This window comes from Neorhizobium sp. T7_12, assembly GCF_002968535.1.
Taxonomy (GTDB): domain Bacteria; phylum Pseudomonadota; class Alphaproteobacteria; order Rhizobiales; family Rhizobiaceae; genus Neorhizobium; species Neorhizobium tomejilense.
On the sequence record NZ_PVBK01000003.1, the window covers coordinates 375678 to 398775 of the forward strand.

The window sequence follows — 23098 nt, forward strand, 5'->3', positions numbered from 1 at the left end:
CATAGTCTCCTGGTTGATGCCGGTCAGCCTTTGAGACCGGTCATGGTGATGCCCTCGACGAAGCGCTTCTGTGCCAGAAGAAAAGCAGCAACGAGGGGAGTGGTGATGATCAGCGTGGCGGCCATCAGGGCGCCGTAGTCGTCGCCGGCCTCGGCGGCTCGAAAATAGAGGAGGCCGAGCGGCGGCGTCGCATAGGTCTGGTTGGAAACGACGATCAACGGCCAGTAGAGGTCGTTCCAGTGCGCGACGACCGAGAAGATCGCGAACGCGGTGATCGCCGGCCAGGCATTCGGCACGATGACGCGGCCGATAATGCCGAGCTCCGACATGCCGTCGAGCCGGGCGGCATGTATCAGGTCGTCCGGTATCGCGCGGAAGAACTGCAGGAAGAGGAAGATGCCGAACACGGAGATGGTGAAGGGGGCAACCAGCGCGAAATAGCTGTTGAGCACCGCCATCCGGTCGAAGGCGACATAAAGCGGCAGGGCGGTGGCATGGATCGGCACCAAAAGGCCGAGCATGACCAGCACCATCATCAGCCTTGCCGCCCGGAACCTCAGCTTCGCCATGGCATAGGCGCAGGGGATGGCGATCATCACCTGGAAAACGAAGATCAGCGCGCAGACGGCGACGCCGTTGAAAAGCAGCCGCGTCATCGAGACGCGCGTCAGCGCCTTGGCGAAGTTCTGGACATAGGACCAGTGCTGCGGGATGAGCGACAGCGACGAGGAGAAGATGTCGCTCTGCGCCTTGCCGGCGGTCGAAATCATGAAGACGTAGGGGGCGAGAAATATCGCCGCCCCGAAGATCAGGATCGACAGGCGGAGGGCGCGCCCGGGGGTGAAGGCTGAAGCGTTCATGAGTAGTGCACCTGCTTGTCCTGGACGCGGTATTGCAGGAACATCAGCACCACGAGGATGATCAGGAAGACGACGGTCATCGCCGAAGCGTAACCAACCTTCAGGTAGACGAACCCTTCCTGGTAGATGGTGAAAAGCAGCACTTCGGAAGCCTTGTTCGGTCCGCCCTCGGTCAGCGTCTTGACCGTCTCGAAGACCTTGACCGCATTGATGATGCTGATCGTCGTGACGAACAGCGTCGTCGGTCCGAGCATCGGCCAGGTGACCAGCCGGAACCGGTCGAAGGCGGAGCGGGCGCCGTCGACATGCGCGGCGTGATAGAGCTCGCGGGGGATTGCGGTGAGTCCGGCCAGGAACAGGACAAGGTTGAAGCCGACCGATTGCCAGATGCCGATGATCGTCAGGCTGTAGAGGACGGATGTCGAGGCGCCCAGCCAGTTGGGACGCGGCAGGCCGCCGAGCGCCAGAAGCGCGTTGATCGGGCCGATCGTCGGATGGAAGAGATATTGCCAGACCGTCGCCATCGCGACGAGCAGCGAGGCAACCGGCAGGAAATAGGCGGTTCGAAAGAAGGAACGGCCGATATTCTCGCTTTCGATCAGCATCGCCAGGCCGAGCGCCATGAAGATCGAGATCGGTGCGACGATCGCGGTATAGACCGTCGTGTTCCACAGCGAGCGGCGGAAGGTCCGGTCGGCAAAGAGCTCGGTGTAATTGTCGAAGCCGACGAACCGGAAACCCGCATACCCGAGTTCGTAATCGGTAAATCCGAACAGGATCACCACCGCGACCGGCAGCAGGATGAAGACGAACAGGAGAACCATAGCCGGCAGCGACAGCACGAGCGCAGCGCGCGCCTCCTGCCGCTCGGCAGCCGAACGGGCAGGTTTTCTGATGAGGGGGAGTGCAGCAGCGACCGCGTCAGCCATGAGCCGTCTCCAACCTGACGGCAGCATCGACCGGTGCCGAGGGCAGGCGATGGCCCTCCTCGGCAAAGACGAAGAGACGGTCGGCGGAGAAGTCGAGACGCACCGGCATGCCGGCGACAAGGCCGGCGCCCTCGGCGGGTGAAAGTTTGGCGACCACCGGTTCGCCGATCGCATCCAGGCGGCAATAGAGGACGATCTCGGAGCCCAGGAACTCGATGCGGTCAATGCGTGCCGGCAGGCCCTGCTGACCGCCGCGGGAGACGCGGATGAATTCCGGCCGAATGCCGATCGTCACGGATGCGCCCGCAGCAACCGTCTCACGGGGCAATCCGAGCCGGATATCGCTGAACGCTAGCGTGCCGTCGGCCCCGACCTGCGACGGGAAAAGGTTGATGCGCGGCTGGCCGATGAAACGGGCAACTTCGACATGCGCCGGATCGTCATAGATCACCTGCGGTGAGGCGAGCTGCAGCAGCGAACCGCCGATCATCACCGCAACGCGGTCGGCCATGGACAGTGCTTCCGCCTGGTCATGGGTGACATAGAGCGTCGGCACGCCGGCGCGGCGGTGCAGTTCGACGATCTCTCCACGGGCGTGGACGCGCAGGTTGGCATCCAGGTTGGAAAGCGGTTCGTCCATCAGGAAGACGGAGGGACGCCGCACCATGGCGCGGCCGAGCGCGACGCGCTGGCGCTGGCCGCCGGACATCTGGCCCGGTTTGCGATCGAGCAGGTGGTCGATCTTCAGCGACACCGCCATCTCGCGCACGTCGCGCTTGATCACCGCCACCGCCTTGCGCTGGCCGCGCATCAGCGGGCCGATCAGCGGCAGGCGCTGCGCCCGCGTCAGCTTGCGCATGACCAGCGGCACCGCGATGTTCTGCGCCGCAGTCAGGTGCGGATAAAGCGCGTAGGACTGGAACACCATGGCGATGTTGCGGTCGGCCGCCGGCACCGGCGACAGGTCGCGCTCGCCAAGCACGATTTCGCCGGCGTCAGCGCTTTCGAGGCCGGCGAGGATGCGCAGAAGCGTGCTCTTGCCGCAGCCGGAAGGGCCCACGAGGGCGATGAACTCGCCCGGACCGGCGTCAAAGCTGACGCCCTTGAGGATAGGGTTGCCCGAGAACGACTTCTCGATGCCGCGAAGCGAAAGGGCGGTCATTCGACGCTCTCCGTTTGCTTGGCGCCGGTCGGGTAGACTTCCTCGATGACGTCGTCGAGGACATAGGCCGTCATGCCGGGCACGGCGACGATATCGCTTTCAACGTCGTCGCCGAATTCATGCACGACCGCGCCGACCAGCCGCTCGCCCGGCATTTCGCGCACCAGTTTGTCGAGGATGAAGGCGGCCGACGGACCCCAGGTAAGCGCGGTGTTTTCGAAACGGCCCTGCCAGGCCCAGTGCAGATGGCCGCTCGCGAAAAGCGCCACGTCATGGGCGGCGATCAGGTCGTAGAGACGCTTGCGTTGCGCCGGGCGGACGCTCCAGTAGCCCGTGTCGCCCTCATGCGGCTCGTCGACGAACAGCGGCTTGTGGGCAAACAGCGCGATGCGGCGGCCACGACGCTCTTCGAGGGTTTCGCGCAGCCATTCGAACTGGGCTTCCTCCTCATCGTCCTCATGACCGAGCAGGAGCGAATTGAGGCCAATGAGACGCCAGTCGGCGGTGTCCTCGAACCAGCGGTCCTCGCCGACGAGGTCCCGCCAGCGGGCAAGGCGCTCGGCATTGACGGGCTGTTCGCAACCCGGCAGGTGGCCGACATCGTGATTGCCCGGCAGGATCAGCATCGGGATCGAAGTCTGCCGCATCAGGTCCATGCAGAAGGTGATGTCGCCCGGCTTATCGGCGCCATCGACGGTCAGATCCCCGGTATGAATGATGAGGTCGGCGCGGGCATCCTCGATCCAGGTCAGCAGCGGCGCCCAGTTGCCGTTGAAATGCGACTTCTCCGGGCTGAAATGGGTGTCGGTAATCTGGATGATCTTCACGGTAGCTCTCCGGTCTCGCGAGTGCCTTCCACAGGTGGGGAAGGCGTTTACGGTTCCTTAGAGCGCTATCGTGTCAGGCCGGTTACAGAGTTTTCCAGCTTTCTTTCAATTCTGTCACAGGACTGTAAAACAGGCCGGTTTCCGCCTGGCGGATTACTTCATCGCGTTCCAAAATGCCCTCGGGCGAACAACCTCGGTGTCTTGAACCCACGGTCCCATTTCCTAAATCAATCTGCGGTCCACGGCGAAAAGGAAAGGAGGTCGCGATGGCTAATACGTTGTTTGACAAACCGCTGTTTGTGAAAACATCTCGCTATGTTCAGGAGCTTGCCAGCCTTGAAGACGTCTTCGACTTTCTCGACGAGTGGCCGATCGACAAAAGGGGCGACACATACGAGGTGTTGTCGAAGGCTTGTCGGATGGCCGCTCAGGGCATCTTCCCCTTGCCGGCAATCCGAGAGAACGTGCGCCGGTTCCTGCTGAAGGAGCGCGTGTTGGCGAACATCGAGGAGGTGCCTCTGTTTACAGGGCGCACGACCGACCGCAATCTCGGCTCATGAGACAGATAAAGCCCCGCAGCCGGTTCGGGTTACGGGGCTTTAGACGAACGAACTGCCCGGTCGTGTCAGCAGGAATTTGCCTGGTTGGTCGGGCTGTTCGGGTCGGAGGTAGACGCGTGGGTGCCGGCCGGCCCCGCAGTGGTTGGGCTCTTGCCGCAATTGGAGTTGCTGCTGCCGGCCGTACCTGCGCCCTGGGTGTTGGCGGTACCCGTTGCTGCCGTACCGGATGTTGCCGTGCCTCCGGCACCGGTGCCCGGGACTGCGGTCGATGTGCCGGTGCCAGAAGCGCCGGTCGAACCCGAACCACCAGTGCCGGAACCACCGCCAGCACCCTGTGCGAATGCAGAAGTAGCAAGACCGAGCGCGAGAGTGCTCGCAGTGAGAAGTTTTACGATCATGAAGTGTTTCCTCTCTGTTTTTGTTACGGCCTCCTAACCGCGGGTCGTATCGAAAGTTCCCGTCACTGAACCATTCGGCCACAGGCTGGAACCGTGAGAGTTTCGGCGTTGCGTCAGGCACACCATAGGTCGCCTCCGCTAGCGGAACCGTGGGGCAATCGCCCGAGCTGCACCAGAACCTCGACCGGAATTCCGGCTCGATAAAAGTCGGACATTTTTGCGGGTTCATAGGCCTTGCGACTCAAAACCGGAATCTGGAATCCGTCTGGATTGGGCGGCGTTGGTTTAGTGCTGTGCCATCTTGGCATCAGACCAGCCGAGATTGCCATCGACGGATGTCGGTCGCGCCGGCCTCGGCGAGAATGGTTGCGGACGCCCTTTTGAGGCCGTGTGACGAGCATTCCGGCAAATCGGCATCTTGCGCCACTGGCGCATCTTGTTTCCGAAGCCGTTCCGCCGAATACCTCGCCGTGGTCGGTGATGAGGAAGGTCGGCTGATCATGCGTGATCGCGTCCAGCGCCTCGATTGGCTCGTCTGTGATGGGCAGGCTGAGAGACTGCGCATAGTTGCCAGAACCCTTCTCCGGCATGAAATTCGGTGCGCTCGCCGACCAGGTTCCGCCAGCCGAGCTTGACGAGATCGGACCGCCGGACCCCGAAATTGACCATGAGTTCCATCGCCAGCCGCGCAGTCCTGCCGAGCGAATAGGCGGCGCGAAAGCGCCAGTTCCGCCTTGCTTTAGGTGTGGAAACCGGGCGATCTGTGAATTTTTGTGACGCTGTTTGCCGGATTGAAGGTCGCATCTGCGGAGATGGCTGGCACCGTTGAGCTAAATGGTCAGCGCTACGAGTTTCGCACGGTTCGCAATCAAAGCTGTCACGTGATTTAGTGGCACAGGATCTGCGGCAATTGGCGATATCTTTTCTGATAATTGGGAAATCGCTTTTCCTGTGGCATCGGCTAGCTCCTTCACCCGCCGGCGTACCAAGAGCAGGCCGACACCCGTCTCCTTCGAGAAAGCCTGCCAACCAGCGGCGTCCATTTCTGCAAGCGTTGCGCGTTTTCCGACCCGCATAGCCATTTTCGGAGAAAGGCCTGGATAGGCCACCGTCGACAGCAGATCATACAGCGGAGCCATTCGTGCTCCCCGATCATCATAAAGGATTGAGAAATTCTTGCCGTGAGCGTCCGCATTTCCGACAATGAGATTGAAGATCGCAGCATCCAGGAGCTTTGCGATGTCCGAGCCCGGCCGCTCAGATACCCGCCGCAACAGCTCAAAACAATCCCTGAAGGTCGGCCCGCCCTCGCTTGCGTACTTTGATTCAGGTGGCACACCGAGTGCTTGGCAAAAGTCTTCCTGATGGATGCGGCGAACCACACCGTCGGCATCGCGGTAGCGATCGTATCGCTCGACCAAAAGGAAAGGGCGACCATTCGCGGACTTCGGCTCGACAGGAGCAACGGCGAGCCCGATTGCGGCAGCAAGCCTCATCACCAAGGCCTCATTCTCGGTGGTCCCTGGAAATCGCGCAATTGGTGGCTTCAGGATGTGCGTCGTCGCCTGGCCTGGAAGCGGAAGCGCGACTTGGCCATCGATGAGAACAACTGGAACTTTTGATTGGGCGCCCGCAAGCGACAGCCTCAAGCCCTCCTGGCCGGCCAGTAGCGGCCGTGTCGGAAGTGCGTCCATTATCCGAACGATTCCCGCCTCATCCAGAGGTGCCGTTTGCTGATCCGCAATCGGTCCTGCCCCGATCGGTTCCTGATCTTCAGGCAAAAGCTGAAGCGCGCCGGCGACGTCGCCGCCCAAGCGATCAAGAAGCGCGAAGTCGTTGGCAGGTGAAACACCCAACGCCTGCGCCGCAACAAGACGCTGGTTTTCTTCGGGCAGCAGACCGCCGAAAAATGGTCGGCATTCACGGCGAGAGAAACGCTCCGGACGCTTTGGAAGTGAGGCTGACAGTGGAAGCGCCTTTTCGTCATCAAGCCAAGCTTCAGTGTAGGCGAAGCCGATATCGCCATGCTTATCTTGGGTGAATTGTCCGACAATGCGAGCATCCCACCAGACGTTGAGAACCCTTGCCGTCATTTTTTACGTTCACCAGGGGCCAGAATATCAATCGAACAACCGAGCGTTTGCAGAACCTGCAAAACCTTTCCTATCTGAGCTGTCGGCTTGCCGGCTTCCAGGTCCACAATGAACCGGAGGCCAACTCCAGAGACCCCGGCAAGCTCGTCCTGTCGCAAGTTTTGCTCCTTGCGGGCGCTGCGTATCAGGGCGCCGATATCGGCTGGATTTTTAACTCGTTTCGCCATCATTATTCCCGATCGGGAAAATAGCAGCACATCAGCCGTCTTGTCGAGAGAAATTTCCCGATCGGGAAAATGGCCCACCCAGATGGTCCATATGCGGAAAATTTCCCGATCGGGAAACTCAAGTGGACCCGTGCAATACCGTGAACTTCGGCGGATTGGGAGTTTAGGTTCTGCTGATTGGGAATGGCATCGGTTCCTGCCCCTCCGGAAGCCTTGCAGACCAAATCACACCACCGGATTTCCATTCAACGGCACGTAGCCACGGCTTTTTCGGTCCAGCCAGTCGAGCCTGGATTTACCGGACGCCCGGAGATAGGCGGCTGCTTTGAGGACAAGCGGATGACGCAAATCCTGTTTTTTCAGCCAGTTCCTTGCTTTGCCCCTGTACCACCCCATCAGGGCGGCCGTTTCCGGTTCGTCGCTGTATGCGCGCACCAGAAGGGTCAAAACTCCGTCTGAAAACTCATAGACATCGTATTCGTAATGGTAGTCGTAGAACCCGTCGCCGTCAGGTTCGGATGCATCGATATGATGCGAGACCTCCACCGTCATGGGCCACGCCGGGGCGCTCTGCCCGCGAAGGGCGGAAATCCGCCACAGGGCCACCCGAACCGGGTAATACAGTCGTTCAATCTGGGACAAATTCACCCGCCAACAAGTTTGCCTGCAAGGCACTGCATTTTACCCAAAGCGCTCGAAACCGCCGCCACGACTTCAGTCCTCCCGGCCTGTACCTCTACGATGGTCGTCTTCGATGGCATCGCCACACGATCACCAACGGCTCCGGGCTTAGTTCAGCCTTTTGCCGGTCTCGGCGTCGAACAGGTGCGCCCTCTCGGGATTGCCCTTCACATGTATCATTTCGCCGACGGCGATGTCGCGGTCTCGGGGGAACTCGACGGTCAGCATTTTCGAATGGCCGACTTCGACATAGCCGTAGGTCTGGCTGCCGAGCCGTTCGGCCACCATCAGTTCGCCGCTGAACCAGGCCTGTTCGGGGGAACAGGGGGTCAGTTCTTCGGGCCGAATTCCGAGCGTGACTTCCTCGCCGGCAAGCGTCCTTGCGCCTGGAATGCTGCCGGCCGCCGTCTTTCCCAGAAGTTTCAGGCTTTCTCCATCGGAGGCGATCTCCGCTGGCAGGGTGTTCATGGTCGGGCTGCCGATGAAGCGGGCGACGAACAGGCTCGACGGGTTGTGATAGAGATCGAGCGGCTTGCCGATCTGCTCCACCACGCCGCCGTTCATCACCACGATGCGGTCGGCCAGCGTCATGGCCTCCACCTGATCGTGCGTGACATAGACCGTGGTCGCCTTCATGCGGTTGTGCAGTTTTGCGATTTCCAGGCGCATCTCGACGCGCAGCGCAGCGTCGAGATTGGAAAGCGGTTCGTCGAACAGGAAAGCCGCCGGCTCGCGGACAATCGCACGGCCCATGGCGACCCGCTGGCGCTGGCCGCCCGACAATTGTGCCGGCCGGCGATCAAGATAATCCCTGATCTTCAGGACATCGGCAGCCTGACCGACGCGGCTTTCGATTTCACGGTCGTCGCCGCCGCGCATTTTGAGGCCGAACGACATGTTTTCCCGCACGCTCATATGCGGGTAAAGAGCATAGTCCTGAAAGACCATGGCGATGTTGCGCTCGGCCGGTGGAAGCAGGTTGACCGTGCGGCCTTCGATATCCAGTTCGCCGCCCGAGATCTCCTCCAGCCCGGCGATCATGCGCAGCAGCGTCGATTTCCCGCATCCGGAAGGGCCGACGAGAACCAGGAATTCGCCGCTTTGGATCTCGATATTGATGTCGTGGATGACCTGCAGGGCGCCATATGACTTCCGGATCTTCTTCAACGCTATGCCAGCCACGAGGTCCTCCCAAACATTTTCAAGCTTGACGCCACTTATCGATATCAATATCGATAATGATAACTTTGGAAATGTGCAACCGGCTGGATGAGTGAGATGGCCTATTTTTCCGCTAGATCGACATCGGTCAGATCGCCCAAGGCGGGCGCCGCCTTCAATGCGTTGAAGCGCGACATCATGCTCGGGACGCTGGCGCCGGGGACCGGCCTTACGGAATTGGAACTGGCGGCCCACTTCCAGTGCAGCCAGGGCACCGTCCGGGAAGCGCTCCTGCAACTTCAGGAGGAAGGGCTGGTCCGTCGTCGCGGGCATCGTGGGACGCAGGTTTCCGAGTGCACGGAAGACGAGGCAATCGAGATGTTCCGGCTGCGTCAGCAGATAGAGGGCAACGGCATGGCGCGCGTCATGCGCGCTCGCAGCCGCACGCTGGTCAAGGAACTCGAGAGCCTGCTCGACAAGATGCTGCTTGCGGCTGCGGCGGGTGACGAGTTGGAGCTTGCGGCCTTCGACCGCGATTTCCATCGGCGCATCTTCGAGGATGCCAACCTGCCGGCGCTTGATCCCATCCTTCACCGTTGCCTCGTGCATAATCACCGGTTCAAGATTTCCCGCAGCCCGATGGCGCGGGATCTTGAGGCGACGGCATTGCGGCATCGCAGCATCATCGACGCGATCGAAAGCGGTGATGCCGGGCGGGCGACCGCCGCCATGCGTCATCATATCGCGACCATCGTCGATCTCGGGCCTGAAGTTTTCCCGGAGGCGACACAGTGAATGACCTCTCTCAACTGTCGGACACGCTTTCGGACGAAATGCTGGCGCTGACGCAGCGGGTTGTGGCGGATCTCGGACCTCTGCCGGATCCGACGACCCTTCCGCCGGCGGAAGGTCGTGTACAGACGCTTGCCGCCAATGTGCGATGGAATGTCAATCTGCCAGCCATGGCAAACGTCGGGGAGGTTTGGGTAGCGGAAGATGCGCGCCTTGGTTCGGCCCACTGTCGCCTCAAGGTGTTCGTGCCGCCGGATGCCGCGGATGGCGCCATTCTGTTCGTGCATGGCGGCGGCTTCGCCTTCTGCTCGCCGGAAACCCATGAGCGTTGCGCCCGGGTTCTGGCGCTGGAAAGCGGCCTGCCGGTCGTGATGCCCGATTACCGGCTGGCCCCGGAAGCCCCCTATCCGGCCGGGCTCATGGATGTCGTTGCGACGCTCCGAGGTCTTTTCGAGGGGACTGCCGGCGAAGGCGTCCGCCCTGGTCCCCTGGTCATCTCCGGCGACTCGGCGGGAGCCAACATTGCTCTGGCAGCGATACTGCATGAACAGGCCGAGGGCCGACGGCTGCCGGATGCCGCGCTGCTCTTTTACGGCACTTATGCGCGCTCTTTCGAAACGGCATCTTACGTCCGTTTCGCCGAAGGCCCGGCACTTACGCGCGGCAAGATGCAGCGCTACTGGTCGTTCTATGCCGGTCAGCGCGCGGTCGAGGACGATCCGCTTGCCTGCCCCCTTACGGCGTCCGATGCGGCCTTGGTGGCGCTGCCGCCGCTTTATCTGATGGCGGCGGCGGTGGACCCGCTGCTTTCCGACACCGTGAGCCTGAGCCAGCGTCTCAGGGCTCTCGGCCGGGACGACGAGCTGCACGTCGTGCCGGGGGTCATCCACGGTTTCCTGCAGAACACCAATGAACTTTCGGCCGCGCGGGAGGCGTTGGCGGCCGCAGGCAGTGCAGCAAGGCGACTGACACAACGTCGATGACGTGAACGGATCAAGAGGAGGAGACTATGAAATTTCTGAAGACACTCGCGCTTAGCGCCGCTCTTGCGGCTTCGGCCGCATTCGGTCAGGCGAAAGCGGAAACCGTCCGCTTCTGGTACCATTTCGACAACCCGGCAAACCCGATGTCGGACCTGGTCAAGAAGTTCGAGACAGCCAATCCCGGCATCAAGATCGAAGCCGAGAACGTGCCGTGGAACAGCTACTACGACAATCTTTACACTGCGCTGGTTGGCGGCAATGCGCCGGATGCGGCGATGGTGAAGCTCTTCGCCCAGCCCCGGCTTGCGGAAATGGGAGCGCTGGAGCCGATCGGCAAGCAGCTGGACGCGTGGAAGGGCAAGGCCGACCTGCTGGACAACCTGCTCGACCTGAACAAAGGTCCGGACGGAAAGCAGTATTACCTGCCGATCCAGTACGTGGTCCTTTATCTCTATTACCGGACCGATCTCTTCCAGGCGGCCGGTCTGCAGCCGCCCAAGACCTGCGAAGATTTCCGCAATGCGGCGATCAAGCTCACCAATGCGCCGCAGACCTACGGCTTCGGCCTGCGCGGCGGCAAGGGCGGCTGGGACCAATGGGGCGCTTTCGTGCTCTCCCAGGGCGCCGAGCTGAAGCCGGGTGGCCTGACCAAGCCCGAGGCGATCGCCGCCAACCAATGGCTGGTCGACCTCTTCCAGAAGGACAAGGTCATTCCGCCGTCCGCGCCGAATGACGGTTTCCAGGAAATTGTCGCCGCGTTCAAATCCGGCAAGACGGCCATGACCATCCACCATATCGGTTCGTCCAAGGATCTCGTTGCGGCTCTCGGCGACAAGGTGTCCGCCGTGCCGGTTCCGAAATGCGGCAATGGTCAATGGACGTCTTACGGCGATGAGTCGCTTGCGATCTTCTCCTCGTCCTCGGTCAAGGACGCGGCCTGGAAGTGGATCTCCTTCCTGGCCGAGGGCAAGAACAACGTCGCCTTCAACGGCGCGACGGGCCAGCTGACCGTCACGAAGAGCGGCTCTGCCGACTGGAAGCTCCATGAGCGCCGTTTCGTCGAAGCGACCGTCCAATCCCTGCCGTTCGCCAGGGTGCTGCCGCAGAACTCCGCGGTCTCGGAATTCGTCAACACGGCCTGGCAGACCAACATGCAGCGGGCGTTGACCGGCCAGATCACGCCCAAGCAGATGATGGAACAGTTGCAGACGCTGTTTGCCCAGTAAAAGTCGCCTCCGGCCCCGGCACGTCCTGTGTCGGGGCCTCTTTCCCCGCCTCGAGGCTGGATCCGCATGTCCCGATCGAACCATTCTACCGTGGAGCGCCGCACGCTGTTCCGCTGGCATTCGGAACGGCTTCTGCCGTACTGGCTGCTTGCACCGGCTGTCGTGGTGACCCTCGTCATCGTCTTCATGCCGATGGTGCAGGCCGTCTTCACGAGCTTCTACGACTTGATCCTGTTTCGCCCCAATGCCAGCAAGTTCGTGGGCTTCGGCAACTACGTCAAGCTGTTCAGCGATCCGGTCTTCTGGACGGCGTTGTGGAACACCGTCATCTGGATCGGATTGACCGTGCCATTGCAGATGGGGCTCGGGCTTGTCGCGGCCCTGCTCCTCAATCGCGAGTTTCCCTGGCGTGGGTTGGCACGGGCGCTCATCATCATTCCCTGGGCGCTGCCGAGCGTTGTGATCGCGCTGATGTGGCGCTGGATCTATGACCCGAATACGGGCGTGCTCAATGACATCCTCATCTACCTGTCGATCGTCCAGTCCGCAGTTCCGTGGCTCGCCGATCCCAACGTGGCGATCTATGCGATCATCGCCACCCTGACCTGGCAGGGCTTTCCTTTCTTCGCGGTGATGATCCTTGCCGGCCTCCAGGGTATTCCGCGCAGCCAATATGAAGCGGCGTCGATCGATGGCGCCTCCACCTGGCGGCAGTTCGTCCATATCACGCTGCCGGGCATCGCGCCGGTGCTCGCAACGGCCGGTTTGCTGCGGGTGATCTGGGTCGCCAATTCCATGGACGTCATCTTCGTGATGACCGGCGGCGGCCCCGGTTATGCCACGCACACCCTGCCGCTTTATGCCTTCATCAAGGCGCGCCAGAACCTCGATTTCGGCTACGGCACCGCAATCGCCGTCACCTTCACGATCCTGCTCGGCGCCTTCGTGGTTCTCTATCTCTCCCGTACGATGCGCGAGGTGGAACGATGAAACAAAGTGCACTTCGCCGGATCATCACCACCGACCTTCCGGTCCTGCTGATCGTCCTCTTCGCCATGGCGCCCTTCGCCTGGATGATCCTGACATCGCTGACGCCGACCGCGGTGTTGAATGCCACGGGCGTGTCGCTTTCGCCGCTCGGCTGGAGCCTCGACAACTACGTGCGGCTCATCGAGCAGACATCCTTCCTCAAGAACATGCTGGACAGCCTGATCATCGCCGCCGGCACGGTTGTCGTCGGGCTGATCGTCTCGGTCACGGCGGCCTATGCCTTTTCGCGCTTCCGGTTTCCGGGCCGCAAGCTGCTGATGCTGCAGTTCCTTCTGATCAACATGTTCCCGATCGTGCTGCTCATCCTGCCGCTCTTCGTGCTGATGCGCCGTTTCAACATCCTCGACACCCATTTCGGCCTGATCCTCGCCAATGCGACGGTGGCGATCCCGTTCGCGGTGTGGATGCTGACAAGCTATATCGGCGCCATCCCGAAAAGCCTCGACGAAGCGGCCATGACCGACGGATGCTCGCGCCTGACGGCGCTGCGCAGGATAGTCCTGCCGCTGACCATGCCGGGCATCATCTCGACCGGCATCTACATCTTCATCACCGCCTGGAACGAATATCTCTACGCGCTGACGCTCGGCGGGCGGAACGTGCGCCCGGTCACGGTCGCGATCCAGACGCTGATCGGCGAATACCAGATCGAATGGGGACTGCTGGCGGCAGGCGCAGTGGTCGGCGCAATGCCCGCGACCATCCTTTTCCTTCTCGTGCAGCGGCGCCTGATCGGCGGGCTGACCCAGGGCGCGGTCAAGGGATGAGGGCAAGGGGTAAGGGCAAGGAATGGTCGGCGTAGCCGACGAAACGGAACGTAAAAGAGGACGTAACAATGAACCCCATCGGGTTGATTTCCATGCAGTATGCAAGGCCCTTCACGGCCGAGCATTTTCCGCTGTTTGCAAAGATGCGTCAGCACGGTTTTGACTTCGTGGAGCTTCTGGTCCCGGAAGTCGGCGAACTCGACATCCGGGAAACGAAGAAAGCGCTCGATGATGTCGGTCTCGGCGTCGTGCTCGCCGCCCGCGTCAACCTGCAGCGCAACCTTGCGTCGGCCGATGCCGAAGCCCGTCGCGCCGGTGTCGAATATCTGAAATATACGGCCGATTGCGCGGCAGGCCTCGGTTCGAAGATCGTCGGTGGGCCGCTGACGGGCAATCCTCTCGTGTTCGCCAGCCGTGCCCCGCAGCCGGTCGACGAGGCCGAACGGCTGGCCCGCAAGGAGCGTTGCGTCAAAGGCCTGAAGGAAGCCGGAGACCACGCAGCCAAAATGGGTGTTTTGCTGGCCGTCGAGCCGCTCAACCGCTTCGAAAGCGACGTTCTTTGCACCACGCATCAGGCGATGGAACTGCTGGATACCGTCGATCATCCAGCCGTCAAGCTGATGCTCGACACTTTCCACATGCACATGGAGGAAAGCTCGATCGCCGAGGCCATCCGGCTTGCCGGTGACCGGCTGGTGCATTTCCAGGCCAATGAAAACCACCGCGGCTTCCCAGGCACGGGTTCTACCGACTGGGTCGACGTCTGCCGGGCGCTCCACGAGATCGGCTATAAGGGGCCGGTTTCGCTGGAACCGTTCCGGCGCAACGACGACCGCTTCGGCGTGCCGTTCGCCCAATGGCGCCCGCCGCACGAGGATGAGAGCGATCGCCTCGCGGCCTCGAGCGCATTCATGAAATCCCATCTCCTGCTTACGGAATATCGTCGATGACTTTGAAAATCGGTTGGATCGGTTGCGGCGTTCATGCAACCCAGATGCTGCTTCCCCAACTCGTGCGCCATGACGTCGAGATCGTCGCGCTGTGCGATATCGACGGCAAACGCCTGAAGGACGCCGGCCGGCAATTCGGCGTTGCCAACCTGACGACGGACGCGCAGGCCCTGCTTTCGACCCGCGGCATCGATGCGGTCGGGATGGCCGTCGGCCCGGATCAGCACCTCGCCTTCGGCAAGGCGGCGCTCGAACGAGGCTTGCCTGTCTTCATGGAAAAGCCGCCATCGGGTTCCGTCGCCGGGGCGCGGGAACTTCTGGCCGCTTCGGAAAAGGCGAACAAGCCGCTGCTGCTCGGCTTCATGAAGCGCTATTCGATCGGCAACCGCATGGCGGCGAATATCGTCAAGTCCGGCCGCTTCGGGGAGGTGTTCGGCCTGACCGGTTATTACATGACGGCACCGGGCTATTTCGCCGGCAATGTCGATTACACCGGCTTTTTCCTGCATCACTGCGTTCATTACATGGATCTGGCGTCCTTTCTGGTATCGCCGGTTCGTTCGATCTCGACGCGCAAGGTGGAGAAAGCTCCGGGCCGGCTGCTGTTCCATGTCGCCTTCGAGTTCGAATGCGGAGCGATCGGCAACATTGCCATGGGTACGATCCAGTCACGCGGCACGCCGGTCGAGCGGATCGAACTGATGGGCGACCACCAGCGTATCGAGGTGGAGGACGTGATCGAAATCCGCTGGCATCGCAATCCACCCTTCAAGATCGACGACCTGGGCGCGACGCTGAAGGAGGACTGCGACACGCTGACGTGGAAACCGAACTTCACCGCCGCAGCCAACGAGGATCCGAAGGGTTACCATTCGTTGCTGGCCGATGTGGTTCCCGCGCTCGGGGGGGCGACGACACCCGCGCCGACGATCGCCGATGGCGTGATTGCCATGGAGCGTCTGGAAACGGTTCGACGCGAGCTCGCGCTTTGAGGAAGATCCGGCCCCTGTTTGTCGCCAGGCATGTATCCGCTACTTCATGGATACCGGCAGTCGGGCCACAACGTCGATCCTGCGGGTTGGCCCGCAGGATCGACCGGGAAAGGAACGGCGTTGGTCAGATCTTGGCACGTTCGCCCGCTTCCTTGAGCGAGGCGAACTTCATCGTCACGCTCTTCAGATTGTCGTCCAGCCATTTGGCCATGGCGATCTCTTCCTCGAGATTGCTTTTCAGCGTCGGCGCCAGTCCCGGAAAGCCGCCATGTTCGGCGATGGTGATGAGCGACTTGTAGGCGGCGATCTCGTAATTCTCGAAAGCGAAATTTGCGAGCGAGTTCTTGATGATTTCGTCGCCGGCAACGCTGTGTCCCATCGCCGCCATGCTGCCGGTGAGGGACAATGCCATGTCCTTCAAGCTGGAACGATCTTCCCCAAGGCTCTTGAGAACGTCTTCGATCCTGGCGATCTGTCCCTCCGTCTCACGGATATGCTGCTCGAGCCGCGCCGCCACTTCCGGATAGTTTTCGATCCGCGAGACCTGCGGCTTCATGATCGACAGGGCCTGGTTTTCCATGGCGTGCGCGTTCTTGAGGCCGGTCACGAAGATGGAGCGGGTTTCGGATGTATCTGCCATCGCATTTCCTCTTTGGTTGTGTGGGACCCACTAACTGAGAGAAGGAGCGATAGTTCCAGGACGCTTAGGCCCGGAGAAATTCCGGGGATCCAGCGCCGGGTGCCGACTTGGCAAGGTAACGCCTGAGGATCAGCGGAAGGATGCCACCGGCGCGCAGCAGTTCGACCTCGGCATTCGTTTCGATTGCAGCCGACGTCTTGAATATCCTCGAGGAGCCGTCGGTTCGCCTGACAGATACCGGCACGTCGCAGCGCGGAGAAATCATCTCCGGTTCAGCCTGGACGGTCAGGACATCGCCGGGGCGGAGTTTGAGTGTCTCCGGCGCCTGATCATGCGGAAGGCGCAGAGGAAGGATGCCCATGCCGATCAGGTTCCAACGGTGAATGCGCTCGAAGCTGGAGGCCAGAACCGCCCGCACCCCGAGGAGCGCCGCACCCTTGGCCGCCCAATCGCGGGACGAGCCCATTCCGTATCGTGCGCCGGCGACAATGACGACGGACCTGCCTTCGGCCTTGTAGGGCTGCGCCGCATCCCACAACGGCAGCGGTTCTCCCGACCCGACATGGACTGTGAAGCCCAGCGTGATATCCGGCGCCAGGAGGTTGCGCGCCGCCTTGTTGGTGAACAGGCCGCGGATCATGACCTCCCAGTTTCCGCGCCGCGAGGAAAAGACGTTGAGATCGCTGGGGTTTTCGCCGCGCTCGATGAGATATCGTCCGGCCTCTCCCTGTGCCGGGATCGCACCGGCCGGCGAAATATGGTCGGTCGTCATGTCGTCGCCGAGAACAAGGATCGGATAACCCTGGTAGGTGCCGAGCCGGGTTCCTTCCCCGAAGCTCGCGAAGGGCGGGCGCCTTATATAAGTGGAGTTTTCATCCCACGGGAACAGGATGCTCGACGGGGCGGCGAGGTCTTTCCAGGCCGGGCTCGTCTCCGCCGCCTCGTAGGTCGCCGCGAAGTCGCTGACACTCGAAGCCTTGGCGAAAAGCAGGTCGATTTCCTCGGCGCTGGGCCAGAGCATCGCGAGCGTCACGGGCGTGCCGTCGGCGGAAACGCCGATCGGGTCGTGGAGGATGTCGATCTCGACAGTTCCGGCGAGCGCGAAAGCAACGACCATCGGCGGCGAGGCGAGGAACCCGGCTTCCAGCTGCGCATGAACCCGGCCGGGGAAGTTCCGGTTACCGGAGAGGACCGCGACGGGCAGTATCTGGCGCTCGGCCATCGCGTCTGCGACGGGCTTGGTCAGAGGACCGGAATTGCCGATACAGGTCGTGCAGCCGTAACCGACGATGCCGAAGCCGACCGCTTCCAGGTCATTCAGCAGGCCGGCGCGGACGAGATAGCGCCCGGCGGTTGGCGATCCCGGGGCAAGCGAAGTCTTCACCCAATGCGGCGGCCGCAGGCCATAGCCGCGAGCCTTGCGCGCGAGAAGACCGGCGGCCACGAGAAGCCGCGGATCGGAGGTGTTCGTACAGCTGGTGATCGCGGCGATCGCCACCGCTCCGTCGTTTGGTCTGCCTTCAAGGGGAGGATTTTCCCGGGTCCCCTTTATTCTCCGGATGGCTGCTCGCGTTTCGCCGACGGCGATCCTGTCCTGCGGACGGCGCGGGCCTGCGAGGCTGGGTTCAACGTCGCCGAGATCGAGGTTGAGCGTCGAGCTGTAGCGGGGATTGGCCTCCGGATCGAACCAGATGCCAGCCCGTTTCGCATAACATTCGACAAGCCGCACGTGCTCGTTGCTGCGGCCGGTTTGCAAGAGATAGTCGATCGACCGGCGATCGACCGGGAAGTAGCCGCTATTGGCACCAAACTCAGGCGCCATATTGGCCACGACCGCGCGGTCGCCGGCGGCCAGATTGGTGACGCCAGGCCCGTAAAACTCGACGAACTTGTCCTGGAGGTCGATCTGACGCAGCAGATGCGTCACCACGAGCGCGAGATCGGTCGCAAGAACCCCTTGTCTCAGCTTTCCTGTCAGGCGAACGCCGACGACGTCGGGCACACGCAGCGTGACCGGCATGCCGAAAAGGACGCTCTCCGCTTCAAGACCACCCACACCCCATGCCAGAACGCCGATCCCGTTGATCATCGGCGTGTGGCTGTCGGTTCCGATCAAGGTATCCGGGATAGCCCAAAGCCGGCCATCCCGCTGATGCGCCGACACCACGGTCGCCAGGCGTTCGAGATTGAGCGTGTGCATGATACCGGTGCCGGGCGGATGGGCGCGGAAACCGGTGAGCGTATTCGTCGCCCATTTCATGAAGCTGTAGCGCTCGGCATTGCGCTCATATTCCCGCTTCATATTGTGTTCTGCGGCGCCGGTCGTCCCGAAAACATCGACCGCCAGCGAGTGATCGGTGGAAACGTCGACGGGGACGACGGGATTGAGCAGCGCCGGATCGCCTCCTGCTTCCGCCAGTGCGGAACGCATGCCGGCGATATCGACCAGCGCCGGGCCGCAAGTGGTGTCATGCATCAAGACGCGGTTCGGCAGGAACGGGATTTCGACGTCGCTCTGGCCCGTCTTCAGCCATGCGGCGATGGCGGCCTTGGCCCGCAAAGCATCCTCGCCGGCCGTCCTTAGAACGTTTTCCAGCAATATCCTATGGATATACGGCATGCGTGCGAGACCGTCGCCTGCCTCGGCCGGCAAGTCGATCAGATCATAGCTCAGGCCGTCGATCTCGATTTTCGCACGCATATCGGTCAGCATGCCATCCGCCGCCCGCGCTACAATGTCTTCAAGCCGGCCGCGATGGCTGAAAACAGCATATCGATTTCCGTCTCCGAAATGACAAGGGGAGGAGAAAGAACGATGGTGTTTGCCACAGGCCGTATCATCACGCCCTGCTCGAAACAGAAATCGTAGACCTTCCTTGCCATGGCCTTGCCGACGGCGACGTCTTCGCCAAGTTCGATGCCGGCAAGCAGCCCGAGATTGCGGATGTCCACCACGGCAGGCAGGCCCTTGAGCGAATGGGCCTTCTCCTGCCAGACCGGCTCGATCGCCGCTGCCCGCTCGAACACGCCGTCGTTGAGATAGACGTTCAGCGTCGCCAGGGCCGCCGCGCAAGCCAGCGGATGACCTGAATAGGTATATCCATGCGAGAACTCCACGGCACCTTGCGGGGCGATTTCCATCAGCGTTTCGTGGATATTGTTGGAACTGATGACGCCGCCCATCGGGACCGCACCGTTCGTCATGCCCTTGGCGATGGCGATGAGGTCGGGGGTGACGCCGAAACGGTCGGCCGCGAACGGGCGGCCGAGGCGGCCGAAGCCGGTGACCACTTCGTCGAAGATCAGCAGAATGCCGTGGCGCGTGCAGATTTCCCTCAGCCGTTCCAGGTACCCAGCCGGCGGGATCAGCACGCCCGTCGAGGCGGCAATCGGCTCGACGATCACCGCCGCGACTGTCGATGGATCGAAGGTCTGCAGCATCTGTTCGAGCGCGTCGGCGATCTCCGCGCCGTGGCCCGGCTGGCCGCGGCTGAAGGCATTGCGGACGGGATCATGCGTATGGGGCATATGGGCCGCACCCGGCAAAAGCATGCCGAACTGCTTCTTGTGCGGTCCCATGCCTGCCGCTGAAAGCCCTCCGAAACCGACGCCGTGATAACCGCGCTGGCGACCGACGATGCGCTGCCGCTGTCCTTCGCCGCGCGCATGGTGATAGGCGAGGGCAAGCTTGAGCGCTGTATCGGTGGCCTCCGACCCGGAATTGGTGAAGAAGACGTGATCCAGCCCTTCGGGGGCGACGGCTGTCAGCCGACTGGCATATTCGAAGGCGAGCGGATGGCCGAGCCCGAACGAGGAGGCGAAATCAAGCCGTGCGGCCTGTTCCTGGATCGCCTCGACGATCTTTGGATGCCCATGCCCCGCGTTCACGCACCAGAGACCGGCGATCCCGTCCAGAAGCCGGTGGCCGTCACTCATGTGGTAATACATGCCCGACGCGCCGGTGATGATCTGCGGCTTCTTCTTGAAGTCCCGGTTGACCGTGAAAGGCATCCAGTAGGATTCCAGCGAATTGGCGTTGAGCTGCTGCATGTGCATTGCTTTCATTCTTCGATCAGATGAAGTCGGTCTTCCTGGGTATCTGCACCGTCACTCCGCCGCATCCAGCCGGTCGACGGAGGGTGGTGGTATCGGCGGCATCACGTCGTCCGGGATGGGGTTGACGAAGGGATTGCCATCCAGCCGGTCCCGAAGATCCGCCTTGGCCGCCTCGACCAGCGCCGGATTACGGATGAGTTCGATGGCGGTGCCCGCCATGACCTTTGCGGCATGCGCCATGCCCTTGTGGGCGGCGGGTAACTTGCCCTGGGCAACGAGCTGCCACGAATGGCCGGGCGTGCCGATCGCATATGTGGCCCCGCGCATCTGTACGGTCGGCACCACCCAGCTCACGCTGCCGACATCGGTCGATCCGACCATCGATCCATCGCCTGCATAGAGCGGAACGATGAGATCGCAGAGCGGTTCGTCCTTCTTCGCTCTGAGATGGAAGCGGGCGTATGACGAGGCGATCTCCTCCGGCGTGAAGGTCGCCTGGAATTTTAGGGCGGTCGCCTTGTCGGTTTCGTCGAATACGACAGGACCCAGGCGCTCGAGCTGCGCATGCATGCATTCCTCCAGCGGCTCGTTGCCCATCAGGTTGGCATCGCCGGATATGATTTCCTGCTTCATGGTCGTTTCGGTCATCCAGGCGGCGCCTTCGGCTACACGCTTGACCCGGGCGACGAGCGAAAGAAGCTCGGGAAGCGTTCTCGCCCGCACGAGATAACGAACCGTGGCATTGGCCTGGACCACGTTCGGCGCCGAACCGCCCGCATCGGTAATCGCGTAATGAATACGGGCGGTCGTCGACATGTGTTCCCGCAGGAAGTTCACACCGACATTCATCAACTCGACCGCGTCGAGGGCGCTGCGCCCGAGATGGGGCGTCGCCGCCGCATGCGAAGCGCGCCCGCAGAAATGAAAGTTCATCTCGCTGCAGGCAAGCGAGATCGGGTTGTTGACGCCGCTGAAGGCGGCGGGATGCCACGAAATCGCGATGTCGACATCGTCGAAGACGCCGGCACGCACCATGAAGCCTTTGGAAGACCCGCCTTCCTCCGCCGGGCAGCCGTAATAGCGGACGCGGCCCTTCAATCCGTGGGCAGCGAGATAGTCCTTCACCGCGGCGGCGGCCAGCATCGAGCCGGCCCCGAGAAGGTTGTGACCGCAGCCATGGCCGTGGCCGCCGGCAACGACGGGCCGCGGTTCGGGGACGCCTGCCTCCTGGCTGAGCCCTGGAAGCGCGTCATACTCCCCGAGAATGGCGATGACCGGACCAGCCTCGCCGGCCTCTCCCATGACGGCGGTCGGAATGCCGGCAATGTTGCGCTCGATCCTGAAGCCCTCGGCCTCGAGAAGCCGCAGATGTTCGGCTGAGGAACGGACCTCCTCGTAATTGATCTCCGGCGTCCCCCAGACGCGGTCGCTGAGGTCAAAAAAAGCGGCGCTTTTGTCGTCGACGATTGTCCAGATGGATTGGGAATTCTGCATCGCGTCCTCGTTTCCTGATCAGTGCATGCCGCTCAGAACCGGCGTCAGCCGTTCCAGCGCCCAGTCTATCTGCCCGCGCTCGATCACCAGTGGGGGCGCAAGACGAATGGTGTGATCATGCGTCTCCTTGGCGAGGATGCCCGACATGCGGAGTAGCTCGCAGTAACGGCGTGCGCCGCCGGCCTGCGGATCAAGTTCCACGGCAAGCATCAGCCCGCGCCCGCGCACGTCGCGAATGGAGTCGCTGCGAATGTCCTTCAGCCCCCGAAGGAAATAATCGCCCTGCTCGGCGGCATTCTCGATCATGCCCTCTTCTGTCAGCGCCCTCAGTGCCGCGCCGGCGACAGCACAGGCGAGCGGGTTGCCGCCGAAGGTCGAACCATGCTGCCCCGGTTTCAGCGTGCCCAGCACCTCGTTGTTGGAAAGCACCGCTGAGACGGGATAGAAGCCGCCGGACAATGCCTTGCCGACCAGGGTCACGTCTGCCTCGATCGCCTCATGTTCTTCCGCAAGCAGCTTGCCCGTGCGTCCGAGGCCGGTCTGGATTTCGTCCAGGATCAGCATGACATTGTTTGCCGTGCAGAGTTCGCGGACCTTTGCAAAATAGCCCGCCGGCGGGATCAGCACGCCCGCCTCGCCCTGGATCGGCTCAACCAGGAAGGCGACCGTGTTTTTATTGATCGCCCCCTCGAATGCCTCGGCATCGCCAAACGGCACAACCCGGAAACCGGGCAGGAAGGGACCGAAATTCCTGCGTGCCGTCTCGTCGGTGCTGAAGCTGATGATGCCGAGCGTCCGGCCGTGGAAATTGTTGGAGCAGACGATGATTTCCGCCTGTTCCTCGGGAATGTTCTTGACCTCGTAACCCCACTTGCGCACGGATTTGACGGCGGTTTCGACGGCTTCCGCGCCGCTGTTCATCGGAAGCACCCTGTGCGACTTGGTCAGCGCCGCGAGCTCCTCGTAGAACAGCGCGAGCTGGTCGTTGCGGAATGCCCGGGAGGTCAGCGTCAGCTTGCCCGCCTGCTCTACCATCGCCGCCAGGATCTTCGGATGGCAATGTCCCTGGTTGACGGCGGAATAGGCGGACAGGCAGTCCAGATAGCGGTTTCCGTCCGTATCCCAGACATAGACGCCGGCGCCGCGCGCCAGAACCACGTCGAGCGGCTTGTAGTTGTTTGCGCCGAGCCGGCCTTCGATCGCGATGAACTCTTCCGTTAACATGGTGGATATCTCCTGCCCCAGAGAGG

At 62.0% G+C, this 23098-nt stretch carries 22 protein-coding genes; 8 read left to right on the forward strand and 14 right to left on the reverse strand.

From position 1 onward, the window contains the following. Positions 1–23: 23 nt before the first annotated feature. From C5J26_RS10770 to C5J26_RS10785, 4 genes are read right to left on the reverse strand one after another with little or no spacing between them, the layout of a single operon-like run. Positions 24–860 (reverse strand): carbohydrate ABC transporter permease, encoded by an 837-nt coding sequence (locus tag C5J26_RS10770; RefSeq protein ID WP_105401741.1) that lies wholly within the window; start codon positions 858–860, stop codon positions 24–26. Next, positions 857–1789: a carbohydrate ABC transporter permease gene (locus C5J26_RS10775; RefSeq protein ID WP_105401742.1), complete on the reverse strand. Its 933-nt coding sequence runs from the start codon at positions 1787–1789 to the stop codon at positions 857–859. Before C5J26_RS10775 ends, C5J26_RS10770 begins: the two co-directional genes overlap by 4 nt. After that, complete coding sequence (locus C5J26_RS10780; protein ID WP_105401743.1) at positions 1782–2951, reverse strand: ABC transporter ATP-binding protein; 1170 nt, start codon at positions 2949–2951, stop codon at positions 1782–1784. Before C5J26_RS10780 ends, C5J26_RS10775 begins: the two co-directional genes overlap by 8 nt. Then, positions 2948–3778, reverse strand: coding sequence for a metallophosphoesterase (locus C5J26_RS10785; protein ID WP_105401744.1), 831 nt, complete (start codon positions 3776–3778; stop codon positions 2948–2950). The genes C5J26_RS10780 and C5J26_RS10785 overlap by 4 nt, the downstream gene beginning before the upstream one ends. 266 nt (positions 3779–4044) lie before the next feature. Here C5J26_RS10785 and C5J26_RS10790 point away from each other — a divergent pair, with 266 nt between their 5' ends. Beyond that, positions 4045–4338 carry a DUF982 domain-containing protein gene (locus C5J26_RS10790; protein WP_105401745.1) on the forward strand — a complete coding sequence of 98 codons (294 nt, stop codon included), beginning with the start codon at positions 4045–4047 and terminating at the stop codon, positions 4336–4338. Positions 4339–4403: 65 nt separating this feature from the next. Here C5J26_RS10790 and C5J26_RS32650 read toward each other — a convergent pair whose 3' ends face one another. The 5 genes from C5J26_RS32650 to C5J26_RS10815 form a co-directional block, all read right to left on the reverse strand. Then, positions 4404–4736 (reverse strand): hypothetical protein, encoded by a 333-nt coding sequence (locus tag C5J26_RS32650; protein ID WP_172745821.1) that lies wholly within the window; start codon positions 4734–4736, stop codon positions 4404–4406. A gap of 830 nt (positions 4737–5566) precedes the next feature. Next, positions 5567–6829 (reverse strand): type II toxin-antitoxin system HipA family toxin, encoded by a 1263-nt coding sequence (locus tag C5J26_RS10800; RefSeq protein WP_105401746.1) that lies wholly within the window; start codon positions 6827–6829, stop codon positions 5567–5569. Next, positions 6826–7056 (reverse strand): helix-turn-helix transcriptional regulator, encoded by a 231-nt coding sequence (locus C5J26_RS10805; RefSeq protein WP_105401874.1) that lies wholly within the window; start codon positions 7054–7056, stop codon positions 6826–6828. The genes C5J26_RS10800 and C5J26_RS10805 overlap by 4 nt, the downstream gene beginning before the upstream one ends. A gap of 225 nt (positions 7057–7281) precedes the next feature. Beyond that, positions 7282–7608, reverse strand: a complete 327-nt coding sequence (locus tag C5J26_RS10810) for a hypothetical protein (RefSeq protein WP_105401747.1) — start codon at positions 7606–7608, stop codon at positions 7282–7284. Between the two features lie 237 nt (positions 7609–7845). Next, the gene (locus tag C5J26_RS10815; RefSeq protein WP_105401748.1) at positions 7846–8919 is read right to left on the reverse strand and encodes an ABC transporter ATP-binding protein; all 1074 of its coding nucleotides are present in this window, start codon (positions 8917–8919) and stop codon (positions 7846–7848) included. 96 nt (positions 8920–9015) lie between these two features. Between C5J26_RS10815 and C5J26_RS10820 the strand changes: the two genes are divergently transcribed. From C5J26_RS10820 to C5J26_RS10850, 7 genes are all read left to right on the forward strand, one after another. Beyond that, entirely contained in the window at positions 9016–9693 is a 678-nt protein-coding gene (locus C5J26_RS10820; protein WP_046665516.1) for a GntR family transcriptional regulator, read from the forward strand. Further along, positions 9690–10673, forward strand: a complete 984-nt coding sequence (locus tag C5J26_RS10825; protein WP_245441140.1) for an alpha/beta hydrolase — start codon at positions 9690–9692, stop codon at positions 10671–10673. The genes C5J26_RS10820 and C5J26_RS10825 overlap by 4 nt, the downstream gene beginning before the upstream one ends. A 26-nt stretch (positions 10674–10699) precedes the next feature. After that, positions 10700–11899, forward strand: a complete 1200-nt coding sequence (locus C5J26_RS10830) for a sugar ABC transporter substrate-binding protein (protein WP_105401749.1) — start codon at positions 10700–10702, stop codon at positions 11897–11899. A gap of 66 nt (positions 11900–11965) precedes the next feature. Further along, positions 11966–12889, forward strand: a complete 924-nt coding sequence (locus C5J26_RS10835) for a carbohydrate ABC transporter permease (protein WP_105401750.1) — start codon at positions 11966–11968, stop codon at positions 12887–12889. After that, complete coding sequence (locus C5J26_RS10840) at positions 12886–13716, forward strand: carbohydrate ABC transporter permease (RefSeq protein WP_105401751.1); 831 nt, start codon at positions 12886–12888, stop codon at positions 13714–13716. Before C5J26_RS10835 ends, C5J26_RS10840 begins: the two co-directional genes overlap by 4 nt. Before the next feature lie 68 nt (positions 13717–13784). Beyond that, on the forward strand, positions 13785–14666 hold the full coding sequence (locus tag C5J26_RS10845) for a sugar phosphate isomerase/epimerase (RefSeq protein WP_105401752.1): 882 nt from the start codon (positions 13785–13787) through the stop codon (positions 14664–14666). Further along, complete coding sequence (locus C5J26_RS10850) at positions 14663–15658, forward strand: Gfo/Idh/MocA family protein (protein ID WP_105401753.1); 996 nt, start codon at positions 14663–14665, stop codon at positions 15656–15658. Before C5J26_RS10845 ends, C5J26_RS10850 begins: the two co-directional genes overlap by 4 nt. A gap of 124 nt (positions 15659–15782) precedes the next feature. On the opposite strand, the gene C5J26_RS10855 is transcribed toward C5J26_RS10850, so the two are convergent. From C5J26_RS10855 to rocD, 5 genes are all read right to left on the reverse strand, one after another. Continuing rightward, positions 15783–16298 (reverse strand): ferritin-like domain-containing protein, encoded by a 516-nt coding sequence (locus tag C5J26_RS10855; RefSeq protein ID WP_105401754.1) that lies wholly within the window; start codon positions 16296–16298, stop codon positions 15783–15785. Positions 16299–16362: 64 nt separating this feature from the next. Then, positions 16363–19011 (reverse strand): aconitate hydratase AcnA, encoded by a 2649-nt coding sequence (gene acnA / locus C5J26_RS10860; protein WP_245441141.1) that lies wholly within the window; start codon positions 19009–19011, stop codon positions 16363–16365. Between the two features lie 17 nt (positions 19012–19028). After that, positions 19029–20363, reverse strand: a complete 1335-nt coding sequence (locus C5J26_RS10865) for an aminotransferase class III-fold pyridoxal phosphate-dependent enzyme (RefSeq protein ID WP_245441142.1) — start codon at positions 20361–20363, stop codon at positions 19029–19031. Between the two features lie 42 nt (positions 20364–20405). Next, positions 20406–21848 carry a M20 family metallopeptidase gene (locus C5J26_RS10870; RefSeq protein ID WP_105401755.1) on the reverse strand — a complete coding sequence of 481 codons (1443 nt, stop codon included), beginning with the start codon at positions 21846–21848 and terminating at the stop codon, positions 20406–20408. A gap of 18 nt (positions 21849–21866) precedes the next feature. Beyond that, a complete protein-coding gene (gene rocD, locus C5J26_RS10875) occupies positions 21867–23072 on the reverse strand; it encodes an ornithine--oxo-acid transaminase (protein WP_105401756.1) in 1206 nt (401 codons plus the stop codon). Between the last annotated feature and the right edge of the window lie 26 nt (positions 23073–23098).

What these genes read in the sequence shown, in the direction of transcription:
- C5J26_RS10770 (WP_105401741.1), bottom strand. Translation starts at nt 860, where the DNA reads ATGAACGCTTCAGCCTTCACCCCCGGGCGCGCCCTCCGCCTGTCGATC.
- C5J26_RS10775 (WP_105401742.1), bottom strand. Translation starts at nt 1,789, where the DNA reads ATGGCTGACGCGGTCGCTGCTGCACTCCCCCTCATCAGAAAACCTGCC.
- C5J26_RS10780 (WP_105401743.1), bottom strand. Translation starts at nt 2,951, where the DNA reads ATGACCGCCCTTTCGCTTCGCGGCATCGAGAAGTCGTTCTCGGGCAAC.
- C5J26_RS10790 (WP_105401745.1), top strand. Translation starts at nt 4,045, where the DNA reads ATGGCTAATACGTTGTTTGACAAACCGCTGTTTGTGAAAACATCTCGC.
- C5J26_RS32650 (WP_172745821.1), bottom strand. Translation starts at nt 4,736, where the DNA reads ATGATCGTAAAACTTCTCACTGCGAGCACTCTCGCGCTCGGTCTTGCT.
- C5J26_RS10800 (WP_105401746.1), bottom strand. Translation starts at nt 6,829, where the DNA reads ATGACGGCAAGGGTTCTCAACGTCTGGTGGGATGCTCGCATTGTCGGA.
- C5J26_RS10805 (WP_105401874.1), bottom strand. Translation starts at nt 7,056, where the DNA reads ATGGCGAAACGAGTTAAAAATCCAGCCGATATCGGCGCCCTGATACGC.
- C5J26_RS10810 (WP_105401747.1), bottom strand. Translation starts at nt 7,608, where the DNA reads ATGACGGTGGAGGTCTCGCATCATATCGATGCATCCGAACCTGACGGC.
- C5J26_RS10820 (WP_046665516.1), top strand. Translation starts at nt 9,016, where the DNA reads ATGGCCTATTTTTCCGCTAGATCGACATCGGTCAGATCGCCCAAGGCG.
- C5J26_RS10830 (WP_105401749.1), top strand. Translation starts at nt 10,700, where the DNA reads ATGAAATTTCTGAAGACACTCGCGCTTAGCGCCGCTCTTGCGGCTTCG.
- C5J26_RS10835 (WP_105401750.1), top strand. Translation starts at nt 11,966, where the DNA reads ATGTCCCGATCGAACCATTCTACCGTGGAGCGCCGCACGCTGTTCCGC.
- C5J26_RS10840 (WP_105401751.1), top strand. Translation starts at nt 12,886, where the DNA reads ATGAAACAAAGTGCACTTCGCCGGATCATCACCACCGACCTTCCGGTC.
- C5J26_RS10845 (WP_105401752.1), top strand. Translation starts at nt 13,785, where the DNA reads ATGAACCCCATCGGGTTGATTTCCATGCAGTATGCAAGGCCCTTCACG.
- C5J26_RS10850 (WP_105401753.1), top strand. Translation starts at nt 14,663, where the DNA reads ATGACTTTGAAAATCGGTTGGATCGGTTGCGGCGTTCATGCAACCCAG.
- C5J26_RS10855 (WP_105401754.1), bottom strand. Translation starts at nt 16,298, where the DNA reads ATGGCAGATACATCCGAAACCCGCTCCATCTTCGTGACCGGCCTCAAG.
- acnA (WP_245441141.1), bottom strand. Translation starts at nt 19,011, where the DNA reads ATGCTGACCGATATGCGTGCGAAAATCGAGATCGACGGCCTGAGCTAT.
- C5J26_RS10865 (WP_245441142.1), bottom strand. Translation starts at nt 20,363, where the DNA reads ATGAAAGCAATGCACATGCAGCAGCTCAACGCCAATTCGCTGGAATCC.
- C5J26_RS10870 (WP_105401755.1), bottom strand. Translation starts at nt 21,848, where the DNA reads ATGCAGAATTCCCAATCCATCTGGACAATCGTCGACGACAAAAGCGCC.
- rocD (WP_105401756.1), bottom strand. Translation starts at nt 23,072, where the DNA reads ATGTTAACGGAAGAGTTCATCGCGATCGAAGGCCGGCTCGGCGCAAAC.